Here is a 14,688-nt window from a genome sequence, read left to right on the forward strand (position 1 = left end):
CGCGGATATTAAGGACTCAAGCTTGTCCGTATCGGGACTCTTTCTCAATGCAGACGCCGGTTTTGACTCTGCACAATTCAGGCTGGATTGCCATCGGCAGGGGGTGTTCCCAAACGTCGCCTTCAATAAGCGTAGAGGAATGCGGAGAGATGACGAGTTACTTGATGAGTTGCTTTACAAGGAGAGATACAGCATTGAAAGGACCAATGCGTGGATGGACTCATACAGGAGCGTACTCAACAGGTTCGATACCACACAAACCAGTTGGGAGGGATGGAACGATATCGCATTTATACTGATTTTTCTGAAAAAGATAAGAAAGAGGGAAAAGTCTAGATGACTTCATTATGATTCAATAAAGAATTTTATAGAAAACACGAAGAAAATAAGAGCCAAAATAAAGGGTGTCCCGGAAGTGTACCTTAAAACAAAAAGTGGAATTGTGTTTTTAACGCAGTTTAACCCGCTAGCGGTGGATATTGACGGGAATCCTATTGCAATTAGTATGGAGATGGCCTATCGAATAAACATCTGTAGTAAAATGTATAACTACTATACGAAAGAAGAAATTTCCTGGGATACACTTTTTAGAAAATACACCCTTCCCAAAGAATACCGCTATTATTATGATAGGTACTATCAAGAGTTTAAAAACAATGGTCGAAAAATAGATTCGATATTTGTTTCAAGAAAACGTGGTGTAAAGTTATGGCTAATCGCAAGAGAGAGTAATCCCTAAAATATCTCGGGATAGAAGAAATTACAAAATCAAACCGAGACAGTATCCTCAAGCGTGAACGAATTAATTCGGATAATGCTTATTTCGTGAGAAAATATTATCGCAATAAACGAATGGCGGGAAAGGGATATGCGGTTATAAATAGGGAGAGAAAGAAAATGGATATAAGGAATGTCGGTATATGGACAGTATTTACTGCTGACGGAAGAAGCTTCCATGTTGCATATAGTGAGAATCATAAAAGAGGTACTGTTATAGAATATATAGATATAAATTTTGATCTTTGAGAATACGGAGGGATGTTCTCAAATCGAGGCCGTCTTGACTTTTAATGTTTCTATGAGTTGAAAGGAGTTTGTTGTCTTTGTCATGCCAACACAAGATAAACACTCCGCTCATGTACGAAGTGCATAACAAAACAGCCCACTGGCTGATAAACTCATGAAAGCCCAAACAACTCCCGAATACATTAACTCAATAAAATCATCAATTCACAAACTCATCACCTCACCACCTCATCACCTCATCAACTCAAAAACTCTCAAACCCATCACCTCACCACCGCACCCCCTCACCAACCCTCCACCTCACCAACCCTTCACCTCACAAACTCATCACCTCACAAACTCATCACCCCATCCCCTCACCTCCTTAAAATCTTAAATTATTATTTTTATTTTTACAATATCATTCTGGTTTTCGCTCCGTTCTAGCGAAAATTTAGGTTAAAAAGTAGGTAGATGGGCACTATTTTCTAGCCTTTCATGCTTTTTCTTTTGTCTGTTTTTAAGAAAAAACCTGCATTTTGCACCATTTTACCTTTCTAGATTGGTCGCCACCTCATATCTTTTTACGCCCAATTACCCACTTTTTACCCCTAAAAACCCACTTTTTAACCACTATTTTGCCCTTTTCAACCATGTGTTTCATGGTTCTAAAAGGTTTTATTTATACCATTTCAGTGGATATTTATGCTTTTCGCCTCGCATTTTGCAGCATTTAGCACTGCATTTTGCACCATTTTACCTTGTGTTTAGCACCAAAACGCACTGCATTTAGCACCAAAACGCACTGCGTTTAGCGGCATATTGCTCTGCGTTTAGCACCAAAACGCACTACATTTAGCACCAAATAGCCCAAAAACGGGTGTCAGTGGCGGTTGGTTTAAATAAAAATTCATTTTGCTTGCATGCACAACTACCCCCCCCTTGGCATCAAAACAAACCTTCGCGAGAATCGATTTTTTGCGGCAAGGTGAGCGGTTGGTGGACAAAAAGGGCACTTATTATGTTAAAATTCTTGCTAAAAACTAGACAAAACGATTGTTCCGCAGACATGTGCATGGGCAACGACACGGAGAACTCGTAGGCTTACAACCGCCAACGCAAACGGTTGCAGGGCATACTGCTCATGGCCAACAGGGGCAGCATCTTGGAAACGCAGAAGTAATTGGACATCGGCAGCTAGTTTTCAACTTGTAGGGCATGGGTTGAATGACTTCCGCCAGAACGCTTTTTGCGAAATAACCACATTTTGCCGTAGACAAATGGGGCAGAATTTAAGACTTTATCGTATCTTTGTTCTGTACTTCGTACATGAGCGGGGTGCTTATCTTGGTTTTATTGCACAAGGACAATAAACCTTTCTTCATTTATAAAACATTAAAAGTCAAGATGACCTCACTATAACAAATTGTGCACTTAGTTGCGTAATTAAGGGCAAATGTCACCACTTTCTCGTGAATTATTATTATTTTTGCATAAAATATTAATCAATGCCTTCTAGGAAAAAGAACTTGTGTGAATTGCTTGATCAAGGACAGGCTTTATGTAAGAGGTATGGAATGATAACTGCTTTCTATTTCTCTTCTATTGCTATTTCCTTTTCGTTAGGAAGATATTATGAAGAAGTAAAGAAGGAGAAAGAATTTAATAAACTTACAACAGAGCAATCAAAAGAACTCTTAAATCAAAAAGAAAAGTATATGAACCAAAAGGAAGAATATGTAAATAAATATCTTGACTTAAGAGAAAAATATATGTCAGAACGTAATACTTTACAAAATGAAAACAAGAAATAGAAAAGAAATACTTGATGATATTAGAAAGCTCTCCTTAGATGAGGGTATAGATTTAGATAACTATAAGCTATCTATTTCTAATTATATAGAAGAACTTGAAAAGATAGAAGATAATGAGAGAAAAGAAAACAAATACACTCTCATAATTCTTTTGTTCGTGTCTCTTTTCACAGGCGTTTTCGCGTATATAACTTTCACCTCTAAAGAGGATTTGGCAGATAATTTAAAAGAAAAATCTAATATAATAGATCGGTACGAAAAGATTCTCCCCAGAGATACACTGAACCAGACAACAACTGCTGTAAAAGGAATTGTAATCTATACGGATGAGAAAGGTAGGAAGTTAACAGTCCCTGATCTCATTAAAGAAAATACTCATTTAATGAATGAGCTAACTTCAGCTTTAGGTAAGTTAGATTATATCAAAGAAACTTATGGCGTTTATGTTGAAACAGATAAAAATGGGGATTGGCATCTCAAGGCTGACAGAGTAGATTCAGCCTTACTGCTTTTACCTCATTACAAAGATTGTATCAATTATAATCCTCAGAAAAAACATTGGACTATATATATAAGCAAGATAGATACTCTTAAGCATAAATAGTAATTTCTCCTTGCTGACTTGATCACCCATTGCTTTGTGTTTGTAGAAGTATAAAAACACGATGATAGTCCTTTGTAAACATAGTAGTTTTTGAACTGTTATTGCTTTTTCACATGAAAAGATCAGCCTATATAAAAGTACTTATTAGCTTGGTTGTTTGTCGCCTTATTTTAATAATTGCAATGCCATTAAGATAAAGGGTTCTTTACTTTATGAAAAAGGGTTCTATGTTGATTTGTGTGGAGTAACGGAAGCTTTCACCTCCATTGATATTGTATATCATGTCCATGAAATAGATTACATTCGTATAGCTACTAGTTCTTCTTTCCGCTAGAAATGCGAGACGTATGTGGTGTATGTCTTGTAAAATTGATAACTAATTTTTACAGGATAGTTGTAGGTTAAGAGCGGTTTTTATAGTCAAACTGAATTTAATTTGGAAAGCCATAAATGCGGTTCTTCCGTTAAATGCGTAGATATGGCCATTTAATGTTTATAAGCTATTAAGGAAAATGGCATTGCGTGTTATTTATATACAATGTATTATATTCAGTTAGTTGAAATCTACCAAACTGTATTTTAAGAAGGTGCTCCCTAAATCCTAATAAATGTACAAATCTATCCATTTAACAGATGAACCATAAATGCTGCGTAAGAAAACCAAGATGCCTACTTTTACTCCGCGTAAACGTTTGTTAATGTCATACTGTGCATGTGTAACATTCTTCTGACAGCAATTTTGCAAAAGCAATTCCGTTTGACTATAAATGCCCATATTGAGCAATGTGGGAATATAGGACAGCCAAGCACCTTAGGTCGTGAGGTCGTTTCTTTTTCTCGCTCCAAGTTTGCCCTTCATCATTATAACATGCACGCATGTGAGTTTTTTGCTAAAATGAGAAGTAAGAGCTATCGGCACGGAACACGCCTAAAAATACAAAGAAGATAATTTTTTTACCTGTCTTTACTGATGTTGGCCATGCGGGGCGTTGCTTGTGCCATTGCCGTTAAGGGGCGAGCTTTTGTTGCACTCAACCATTTCTGCCTTTTGCAAAACATTAATAACAAATATAAAAATACCTAATTTGCTGTTTCTAATTCTAAAAATTATCGTTAACTTTGCCATGTAAGCAACTAGAAACCGCCCTGACATGAAAAAAATTGTTACGATATTGATGCTCTTTTGTCTTGCTGCTGTTGTCGGTAAGGCACAAAAAACACGCGTGATTTGCGGCGACGAACGCACGGATGCGTATCTGCCCAAACTGAAAGACAAGCGAGTGGCATTGTTTGCCAACCATACAGCCGTGGTGAAAGGCAAGCATATCTTAGACTTGCTTATTGATAATAAGGTGAATGTGGTGGGCATCTTCGCCCCCGAACATGGATTCAGGGGTACTGCCGATGCTGGCGAACATGTTAAAAACTCCACAGATAAGAAAACGGGCGTGCGCATCTTTTCGCTCTATAACGGAAAAAACGGTACGCCCAACATTGACGTGTTGAAGGAAACAGACGTGTTGGTGGTCGACATTCAGGATGTGGGACTGAGGTTCTACACCTATTATATATCCATGTTGCAATTAATGAACGCCTGCGCCAAGACCAAAACCACGATGATGATATTGGATAGGCCTAACCCAAACGGCTGCTATGTAGACGGTCCGGTACTCGACATGAAGTACAAGTCGGGTGTTGGCGCTTTGCCCATTCCCGTTGTTCACGGACTAACGTTGGCGGAAATGGCGGGCATGATAAATGGCGAAGGGTGGTTGGAAGGTGGCGAGCCATGCCAGCTCGACATCATTGCATGCCGCAACTATACGCATTCCACGCGCTACAAGCTGCCTATTGCGCCCTCGCCAAACTTGCCTAACATGCAGGCCATATACCTATATCCCTCTATTTGCCTGTTCGAAGGCACGGATGTGAGCCTTGGACGTGGCACAGGCTTGCCGTTTCAGCAATACGGACACCCCCAAATGACGGGCTATAAATACAGCTTTATACCCCGAAGTGTGCCTGGCGCGAAAAATCCGCCGCAGATAAACCAGCTGTGTTTTGGTGTAAACCTAAGCCACAAACCCCAAGAAGAGATTATTAAACGGGGCTTCGACCTCACGTATGTTATCGATGCTTACCGCAACTTAAACGTCGGCGAGCGCTTTTTCACACCCTTCTTCACCAAGTTGGTGGGCGTGGACTATGTGCAAAAGATGATTATGGAAGGTCGTTCTAACGAGGAGATACGCGCTGTTTGGCAGCCCGAACTGGAAAAATATAAGGAGATGCGGCGAAAGTATCTTATATATAAGGAGGAAGGAGTAAGTAGTAAGGGAGTAAGTAGTAAAAGGAGTAAAGGACGAAGGAGTAAAGGAGTAAAGAGGTAAGGAGTAAAGGAGTTAAGCCAATAGTTCGCTACTCTTTAACTTTAAACTCATCAACTTGTAAAGCCTGTCAACCCCTAAACTTGTCAACTCGTCAACTATATTTAAACCAACATGATATGACCCCACTAGCAATCTTAGCAACCGTTTTGGCCTATTTCGCCGTTTTATTCATTGTTTCGGGTCTTGCCCGACGCAATGTGGATAATGCCGCTTTCTTCACCGGCAGTAGGCAAAGCAAGTGGTACATGGTGGCGTTTGCTATGATTGGGGCCAGCATATCGGGCGTAACCTACGTTTCGGTGCCAGGCATGGTGGCGCAAAGTGGCTTTGGTTATCTGCAACTGGTGTTGGGATTTATCGCCGGTCAGCTCATTGTAGCCTTCGTACTTACGCCCTTGTTCTATCGTTTGCAGCTTACATCGGTTTACGAATACCTGCGCAACCGCTTTGGGCAGCAGGCCTATCACACGGGTGCCTGGTTCTTTTTCATCTCAAAGATGTTGGGTGCGGCCGTTCGTCTCTTTCTCGTGTGTTTCACCTTGCAGCTTTTGGCTTTCGGTCCGTTGGGCATACCCTTCTGGGTTAACGTGGCCTTGTCGGTGGGTTGCGTATGGTTTTACACCCACAAGGGCGGCGTTAAGTCGGTAATTTGGGCCGATTTGATTAAAACAGCCTGCCTTATCGTGTCGGTGGCATTGTGCATTTGGTTCATCGCGGGCGACTTACAGCTATCGTTTGGCGGTGTGGTGAGCCACATTAGCCAAAGCGACATGAGCCGCATGTTCTTCTTCGACGACGTAAACAACAAGCAATTCTTCTTCAAACAGTTCTTTGCCGGCATCTTTACCACCATCGCCATGACCGGCTTAGACCAAGATATGATGCAGCGCAACCTGAGTTGCCGCAACAGCAGGGAGTCTCAAAAGAACATGGTGATTAGCATTCTGCTGCAATTTATTGTGGTAGCGGCCTTCCTTATGTTGGGTGTGCTGCTCTACGAAGAGGCTGCACGCCACGGACTAACGGCTACTGGCGACCAACTTTTCCCCACAATCGCCACAGGAGGCTTGCTGCCGGGCGTTGTTGGCGTGCTGTTCATCGTTGGTTTGTCGGCCTCGGCCTACAATGCGGCAGGCTCTGCACTCACCGCCCTCACCACATCGTTCACCGTAGACATACTTGGGGCAGGCAAGCGCAGCGAAGACGAAGTTACCCGAATGCGCAAACGTGTACACGTAGGCATGGCCGTGGTGATGGGTTTGTCCATAATCGTGTTCAACATACTGAACAACACTAGCGTGGTAGATGCCGTTTACACCCTTGCCAGCTACACTTACGGCCCCATATTGGGCCTCTTTGCCTTTGGCATACTGATAAAACGGCCTGTGCGCGACCGCTGGATACCCTTCGTGGCCTTGGCCTCGCCCTTACTCTGTTGGGTGTTGGACCGCCATTCGGAGGCTTGGTTCAACGGCTATCATTTCAGTTACGAGTTGTTGATACTCAATGCCCTGTTCACTTTCGTGGGTCTTTGCCTGCTTATCAAGCGTGGCACGTGCCCCCAATAAATATCATAAACAATGCTTAGACCCGTCCTTACACTAGCAGCTCTTTGCCTTACGGCCCTTGCAACACGGGCACAACAGGCAGCCCCAACGACCTTCGCACCCCATTGCGACCAGCCGTTGGTAACAAACATGTCGGCTCCCACCACGCCCACACAAGGCCTTTCGGGCAGACACATCGCCGTTTGGCAAAGTCACGGCCGATATTATGAGCGCACACTAGACCGCTGGGAGTGGCAGCGCGCACGCCTGTTGCAAACCGTAGAAGACCTCTATACGCAGAGTTATGTGTTGCCTTTCCTCGTGCCCATGCTCGAAAATGCAGGCGCAAACGTGCTGGTGCCGCGCGAAAGAGATTGGAACACGCACGAAGTGGTGGTGGATAACGATGCCAGTACCTTGTCGCCGCACACCATATATAAGGAACGCAACGGCCAACAAGCATGGCAACAGGGGCAGGGCGAAGGCTTTGCCTATCGGCATAAGGTGTACACCGATTTTCAAAATCCTTTCCGCGATGGAACGTTCCGCACCATTCAGTCGATAAAGAAAGGGCAGGAGAGCCTTGCCGAGTGGGTGCCAAACGTGCCAAAGACAGGCGAATATGCCGTGTACGTGTCGTATAAAACCGTGCAAGGAAGTACCGCCACGGCACATTACACGGTGTATCATCAAGGCGGAGAGAGCCATTTTCGCGTGAACCAACAAATGGGTGGCGGCACTTGGATTTACCTTGGCAAGTTTGTTTTTGATGAAAAGGCGGGCCAACAGCATCGTGTTTGCCTAAGCAACAACACGGGGAAAGTGGGCGAAGTGGTGACGGCAGATGGCGTAAAGTTTGGCGGCGGCATGGGTAACATCGGCCGGCCAGACGTTAGTGGCTACCCTCGCTTTACCGAGGCAGCACGCTATTGGCTGCAATGGGCTGGCGTGCCAGACAGCGTTTACTCGGAATCGCATGGCGAAAACGACTATACCGACGATTATAAAAGTAGGGGAATGTGGGTGAATTGGCTTGCTGGCGGATCGCAAAGCTATCCCGAAGGGCAGGGACTTAACGTGCCCATCGACCTATCTTTGGCTTTCCACAGTGATGCAGGAGTTACCAAAGACGACCGCACCATCGGCACATTGGGCATATATTACACCCAGAGTTACGACAGCGTGTTTGCCAATGGCGCCTCGCGATACCTCTGTAAGGACCTTACCGAGAGCGTGCAAAACAGCATATTGAACGACATTCGCGCACTGTACGAACCGCTTTGGAACAGTCGTGGCAGTCGTGATGCCTCGTATTTCGAGGCCCGCACGCCGCGCGTTCCTGCCATGTTGCTCGAATTGCTTTCGCATCAGAACTTCGCCGACATGCGTTACGGCCTCGACCCGCGCTTTCGTTTCACCGTGAGCAGGGCCATTTATAAGGGCATGTTGCGCTTTATATGCGCCCAACGGGGGCAAACGCCCATTGTTGCACCGTTGCCCGTAGACCATCTTTCGGCATCGCTTAAAGGCAGAGACCAAGTGGAACTGACGTGGAACGCCGTGGCCGACACGCTGGAACCATCGGCCATGCCCGACCGATATATTGTTTATACCCGTCTGGGTAACGGCGCATTCGATAACGGCAAGGTGGTGAAACGCAACCGATATGTGGCTCGCATTCCTGCCGATGTGGTGTGTAGTTTCCGCGTTGAGGCCGTGAACAAGGGCGGAAAGAGTTTTCCTTCCGAGACGATGGCCGTGGCGCGATGCTCGGCCAGCATGGGAAAGAAGGCGTTAGTGGTAAATGGATTCGACCGCGTTTGTGCGCCTGCCGACTTTGTTGCGCCTGCGCCCATCGACACTTTATATGCCGGTTTCCTCGACAACATCGACCATGGCGTACCTTATCTGCAAGACATCAGCTATACGGGGAGCCAAAAGGAGTTTAACAGAACCTTGCCTTGGCTTGACGACGACTCAGGCGGATACGGCGATAGCTATGGAAACGAGGAGACAAAGGTGATTGCCGGAAACACGTTCGACTATCCTGCGTTGCATGGCGAGGCCATATTGAAGGTGGGTTTGAGCTTTGAATCGTGTGCTAACGAGTGCTTAGACAAGGCGGAAGACGGCTACGTATTTGTTGATTACATATTAGGTAAGCAGTGCCAAACCAAGATGGGACGTGGAAATGTGCGCCCCTTGATGTTTAAAACCTTTGATGCGAAGGTGCAAAAGGCTTTGGCGGAGTATGCACAGCGTGGCGTTCACCTGTTTGTTTCGGGTGCATACGTGGGTAGCGATCTTTGGTGTAACCCGCTGGCCAAGGCCTTAGAGAGCGACCAACGCTTTGCCACAGAGGTGCTTAAATATAAGTGGCGCAACTCGCGCGCTGCCCTTACGGGTGGTGTTCGCATGGTGCGTTCGCCGCTACAACTGGGCGTGGGCGAGATGAACTACGCCAACACGCTGAACTCGGAGCAATATATAGTGGAGTCGCCCGATGCTATCGAGGCGGCCGACTCAACGGGATATACCGTGATGCGCTATCCCGAAAACAACCTCAGTGCGGCCGTTGCCTCGCAAGGTAGCTACAAAACGTTCGTTATGGGGTTCCCTTTCGAGAGCATCACACAGGCCTTCTGTCGCGAGAAACTGATGAAAACCATCGTAGATTTCTTTATGCGTCAGCCCCACGAAGACATTTCGCACGACCCCAAAGGGGATGGGAAGAAGGCTAGACACATCACTTCGTTTACCGGAGAAGAGAAAAGGGAAAGGTGAAAAAGTGAAAAGGTGAAAGGGTGAAAAGGTGAAAAAATGGCTAACGCCCTCTAAAAGTGAAAGGGTGAAAGAGTGAAAAGGTGAAAAAATGGCTAACGCCACCAAAGCATTTGGCTTAACTCCATAACTCCATAACTCCTTAACTAGAATGTTAGTTAACGAGTTAACAAGGATTATCGTCCACTCTGCCACCAAGCATTTGGCTTAACTCCTTAACTCCCTAACTCCTAACTCCTTAACTCCTTAACTTCCCAGCAGAACTCGTAAACTAATAAATAACAACGATATGAAGAAAATAACTTGTTTCGTACCTTATATAGATGAGTCGCAGGCAGGCAAAACCTTGTCGGCCTTGCGCGATTCGCAGTTGGTAGACAAGGTTGTTTGCCTTGACGAACCTGTGTTTAAGTCGGAAACCATCCGCCGAATTGCCGCCGAAAGCAAGGCCGATTATGCCTTGGTTTATACCAAAACCACCACGTTAGAGTTGGGTTACATGGCCTTAGAGCGTCTTTTGCAAATTGCGCAAGACACGAATGCAGGCCTAGTTTATGCCGACCATTACCAAGTAAAGGGTGGCGAACTGGTTAAGGCACCCGTTATCGACTACCAAAAAGGTTCGTTAAGAGATGATTTCGACTTCGGTTCGGTGCTCTTCTTCGATGCAGCTGCCTTGAAAGAAAGCGTGCAACGCATGACTGAGAGTTACCAACACGCTGGCCTTTACGACCTACGGCTGAAACTAAGTCAACGCTATGCGCTGGTGCACGCCAACGAATACCTGTACAGCGAGGTTGAGGAAGACAACAGAAATAGTGGCGAAAAGCAGTTTGATTACGTTGACCCACGTAACCGCGAGCGACAAATAGAGATGGAAAAGGCATGTACCCGGCATCTGAAAGAGATTGGCGGATACCTTGAACCCCATTTCGAGGATATTGATTTCAACCAGGGCGAGTTCGAAGTTGAGGCATCGGTGATTATCCCCGTTCGCAATAGGGAGGCCACTATCGGTGCAGCCATCGAGTCGGTATTGAAACAACAGACTAAGTTTAAGTTCAACCTCATCGTCATCGACAACCATAGCACCGACGGAACAACCGAAGCTATCGACGCATTTAAGGCCGATGGACGCGTGATACACCTTGTTCCCGAACGCAACGACTTGGGCATTGGCGGCTGTTGGAACTATGGCGTGAACTCCAAACACTGCGGAAAGTTCGCCGTTCAGCTAGATAGTGACGACCTTTATAAGGACGAACATACGCTGCAAACCATCGTCGATGCCTTCTATGAGCAAAAGTGCGCGATGGTGATTGGTTCGTATATGATGACCGACTTCGACCTTAACGAACTTCCCCCAGGCGTTATCGACCATAAAGAATGGACGCCCGACAACGGCAGAAACAACGCTTTGCGCATTAACGGACTGGGTGCGCCCCGCGCTTTCTACACGCCCGTGCTGCGTTCCATCGGCTTGCCCAACACCAGTTATGGCGAAGATTACGCGATGGGGCTGAACATTTCGCGCCATTATCAAATCGGACGCATCTATGATGTGCTCTATCTGTGCCGCCGTTGGGGTGGAAACTCCGATGCCGCACTGAGCATTGAGAAGGTAAACGCCAACAATCTGTACAAGGACAGAATAAGGACTTGGGAGTTGGAGGCGCGAATTGCACTAAACAAACAGCGCTAAAAAAGACAATAATTAGGTACTAAGATAAAAAGAATTACAGGAAAACATCCTTGCATTAATCCGCCTGCCGTCTTCACAAAGAGGGCAGGGCGGATGGCAAGGTAAAAGATGTGGTCGGCAAATTAAATGCCTAACCACAAGTTTCATCTTTCAAATCGCAAGTACCAACACATCTCGATGCAAGCAAAAATTTGCGTAAACAAAGTAGCGAAAGCAATATAACGAAGCAATATCAGCAAAATGAAGAATGTAACAAAGAATATAAACCCGTGGCTTTGGATACCCACACTCTACTTTGCGGAGGGCATTCCTTACTTCATTGTGAACAACATCTCGGTGATTTTGTTCACGCGTATGGGCGTACCTAATGGAGAGATGGCCCTCTTCACCAGCCTTATTTACTTTCCTTGGGTGATAAAGCCCCTGTGGAGTCCCTTTGTAGACATCCTGCGCACCAAGCGTTGGTGGATTATCATGATGCAAATCGTGATGAGCATAGCCTTCATCTTGCTCACATTCTCCATCCCTCACCCCTCGCCCGAAGTGATTTCGGCTACGGCCACGCCCGTTAGTCTCTTCACCTTCACGCTGATACTCTTTGTGATAACGGCCTTTGCATCGGCCACCCACGACATAGCGGCCGACGGTTTCTACATGCTCGCCCTCAATCAGCAACAGCAATCGTTCTTCGTTGGTATTCGAAGTACCTTCTATCGCCTGTCGTCCATCTTCGGACAAGGCGTGTTGGTGTACGTTGCAGGCGTGTTAGAAACCCGAACAGGCGACATTCCGTGGGCTTGGACCATCACGATGGCCATCACAGCCGTGATGTTTAGCTGCATTACCATCTATCATACGTTCTTTGTTCCGCGTGCAAAGGAAGACGCGGAGAAAGATGCTGAGGCCCCTGCGGGCAAGGAAACGCGCAAACGGAGCACGACAGAAGAGATATTCGATGAGTTTGCACGCACGTTCAGTCTTTACTTCAAGAAACCCGGTGTGCTGCTCGCCATTGTCTTCATGCTGCTATATCGACTGCCCGAGGCGTTCTTGCTCAAGATGGTTAGTCCCTTCTTGCTCGACACACGCGCCAATGGCGGATTGGGATTGAGCACCGAGAGCGTGGGCTTTGTATATGGAACTATTGGCGTTATCTTCCTAACGGTGGGCGGAATAATCGGTGGAATGGCCGCCTCTCGTTGGGGATTGAAGAAAAGTCTTTGGCCAATGGCGGCCTGCATGACGCTGCCCTGTTTCACCTTTGTGTACCTAAGTATGGCCATGCCCAGCTCGCTGACGACAATTAGCGTGTGCGTAGCCATCGAACAGTTTGGTTATGGATTCGGCTTTACGGCCTACATGCTCTACATGATGTACTTTTCCGAAGGCGAATTTAAAACCGCCCACTATGCCATTTGCACCGCTTTCATGGCCGCCAGCATGATGATTCCGGGCATGGCGGCAGGCTATCTGCAAGAATTATTGGGCTACGAACACTTCTTCTGGATGGTTATCGCCTGCTGTATTGCCACGGTGGGCGTTACGCTAACCATCAAGGTGAACCCCGAATACGGACGTAAACGAATAACGAAAGATGAAAAATAAAACCCTCTTTGCCCTCGTTTTGGCCCTCGCAACGGTGTTCTTTCCCCTCGAAACGTGGGCAAAGAAAACCGTGCTGACGGGTATTGACGTGCTTACGCAGCAGCATTTTAAGTGTTTGCAGGGCAAACGCGTGGGGCTGATAACCAATCCCACGGGTGTAAATGCCAACCTTGTGTCTACTGTTGATGTGCTGAAAGCCGCCCCTGGCGTAAACCTCGTGGCTTTGTATGGACCTGAACACGGCGTGCGCGGCGACATACATGCGGGCGATAAGGTGGAAACGGCGCGCGATGCAAAGACGGGATTGCCCGTGTTTTCGCTCTACGGCAAGACCCGAAAGCCAACACCCGAGATGCTAAAAGACGTTGATGTGCTGGTGTACGACATCCAAGACATCGGTTGTCGCTCGTTTACATTCATCAGTACGATGGGCTTGGCTATGGAGGCTGCGGCCGAAAACGATAAGGAATTTGTGGTGTTAGACCGTCCCAACCCACTTGGCGGACTGAAAATAGAGGGAAATATCACCGACGACGACTGCATGTCGTTCGTCAGTCAGTTTAAGATACCTTATATATACGGACTAACCTGCGGCGAGTTGGCCCGCATGCTCAACGATGAAGGCATGCTTAAAGGCGGCGTTCGCTGCAAACTGACGGTGGTAAAGATGAAGAATTGGAAACGCTCAATGGGCTATGCCGACACGGGGTTGCAATGGATTGCCTCGTCGCCACACATCCCACAGGCCGTAACCGCTTACTATTACCCCACCAGCGGCATTCTTGGCGAACTGGGTTATGTGTCTATCGGCGTAGGATATACCATTCCTTTCCAGATGTTTGCTGCACCTTGGATAGATGCCGTGCAGCTTGCCGATGCCATGAACGCCCACCAAATGCCGGGCGTTACCTTCCGTCCCATCTTCCTCAAACCCTTTTATAGCGTGGGTAAGGGCGAACTGTTGCAGGGCGTGCAGATGCACATCACCAACTTTCAACGCGTTGAACTAACGCCCATGCAGTTCGTTTTCATGGAAGAAGTGGCGCGCCTTTACCCCAAACATGCTGTTTTGGCGAACGCCGATGCCAAGCGTTTCGACATGTTCGACAAGGTTTCGGGTTCTAAACAGGTGCGCATCAAGATGGCCATGCACAACCGTTGGCCCGACCTTAAACCGTTTTGGGATAAGGATGTGGCCCAATTCCGCACGCTTTCAAAGAAGTATTACCTATATAAATAA

Annotated in this window: 9 protein-coding genes and 1 pseudogene; all 10 read left to right on the top strand. The window is 46.5% G+C overall.

Going from position 1 to position 14,688, the window contains the following annotated elements:
* Positions 1-340 (top strand): annotated as a pseudogene (locus HMPREF0670_RS17235) (IS5/IS1182 family transposase); the annotation flags it as partial.
* 75 nt (positions 341-415) lie between these two features.
* Positions 416-739, top strand: a complete 324-nt coding sequence (locus HMPREF0670_RS13530; protein WP_009231711.1) for a hypothetical protein — start codon at positions 416-418, stop codon at positions 737-739.
* 1,774 nt (positions 740-2,513) lie between these two features.
* Positions 2,514-2,819: a hypothetical protein gene (locus tag HMPREF0670_RS13535; RefSeq protein WP_044078348.1), complete on the top strand. Its 306-nt coding sequence runs from the start codon at positions 2,514-2,516 to the stop codon at positions 2,817-2,819.
* Positions 2,803-3,423 carry a hypothetical protein gene (locus HMPREF0670_RS13540; RefSeq protein WP_009231713.1) on the top strand — a complete coding sequence of 207 codons (621 nt, stop codon included), beginning with the start codon at positions 2,803-2,805 and terminating at the stop codon, positions 3,421-3,423. Before HMPREF0670_RS13535 ends, HMPREF0670_RS13540 begins: the two co-directional genes overlap by 17 nt.
* Positions 3,424-4,574: 1,151 nt before the next feature.
* Entirely contained in the window at positions 4,575-5,813 is a 1,239-nt protein-coding gene (locus tag HMPREF0670_RS13545) for an exo-beta-N-acetylmuramidase NamZ domain-containing protein (RefSeq protein ID WP_009231714.1), read from the top strand.
* A gap of 116 nt (positions 5,814-5,929) precedes the next feature.
* Complete coding sequence (locus HMPREF0670_RS13550) at positions 5,930-7,381, top strand: sodium:solute symporter (protein WP_009231715.1); 1,452 nt, start codon at positions 5,930-5,932, stop codon at positions 7,379-7,381.
* 12 nt (positions 7,382-7,393) lie between these two features.
* Entirely contained in the window at positions 7,394-10,144 is a 2,751-nt protein-coding gene (locus HMPREF0670_RS13555) for a xanthan lyase (protein ID WP_009231716.1), read from the top strand.
* A gap of 286 nt (positions 10,145-10,430) precedes the next feature.
* A complete protein-coding gene (locus tag HMPREF0670_RS13560; protein ID WP_009231717.1) occupies positions 10,431-11,843 on the top strand; it encodes a glycosyltransferase family 2 protein in 1,413 nt (470 codons plus the stop codon).
* A gap of 240 nt (positions 11,844-12,083) precedes the next feature.
* Positions 12,084-13,448: an MFS transporter gene (locus HMPREF0670_RS13565; RefSeq protein WP_009231718.1), complete on the top strand. Its 1,365-nt coding sequence runs from the start codon at positions 12,084-12,086 to the stop codon at positions 13,446-13,448.
* Positions 13,438-14,688, top strand: coding sequence for an exo-beta-N-acetylmuramidase NamZ domain-containing protein (locus HMPREF0670_RS13570; RefSeq protein ID WP_044078349.1), 1,251 nt, complete (start codon positions 13,438-13,440; stop codon positions 14,686-14,688). The genes HMPREF0670_RS13565 and HMPREF0670_RS13570 overlap by 11 nt, the downstream gene beginning before the upstream one ends.

Source organism: Prevotella sp. oral taxon 317 str. F0108, assembly GCF_000162415.1.
Taxonomy (GTDB): Bacteria; Bacteroidota; Bacteroidia; order Bacteroidales; family Bacteroidaceae; genus Prevotella; species Prevotella conceptionensis.

Excerpts from the sequence above, each read along its gene's own strand:
- HMPREF0670_RS13565 (WP_009231718.1), top strand. The coding sequence starts at position 12,084 with ATGAAGAATGTAACAAAGAATATAAACCCGTGGCTTTGGATACCCACA.
- HMPREF0670_RS13555 (WP_009231716.1), top strand. The coding sequence starts at position 7,394 with ATGCTTAGACCCGTCCTTACACTAGCAGCTCTTTGCCTTACGGCCCTT.
- HMPREF0670_RS13560 (WP_009231717.1), top strand. The coding sequence starts at position 10,431 with ATGAAGAAAATAACTTGTTTCGTACCTTATATAGATGAGTCGCAGGCA.
- HMPREF0670_RS13535 (WP_044078348.1), top strand. The coding sequence starts at position 2,514 with ATGCCTTCTAGGAAAAAGAACTTGTGTGAATTGCTTGATCAAGGACAG.
- HMPREF0670_RS13545 (WP_009231714.1), top strand. The coding sequence starts at position 4,575 with ATGAAAAAAATTGTTACGATATTGATGCTCTTTTGTCTTGCTGCTGTT.
- HMPREF0670_RS13550 (WP_009231715.1), top strand. The coding sequence starts at position 5,930 with ATGACCCCACTAGCAATCTTAGCAACCGTTTTGGCCTATTTCGCCGTT.
- HMPREF0670_RS13570 (WP_044078349.1), top strand. The coding sequence starts at position 13,438 with ATGAAAAATAAAACCCTCTTTGCCCTCGTTTTGGCCCTCGCAACGGTG.
- HMPREF0670_RS13540 (WP_009231713.1), top strand. The coding sequence starts at position 2,803 with ATGAAAACAAGAAATAGAAAAGAAATACTTGATGATATTAGAAAGCTC.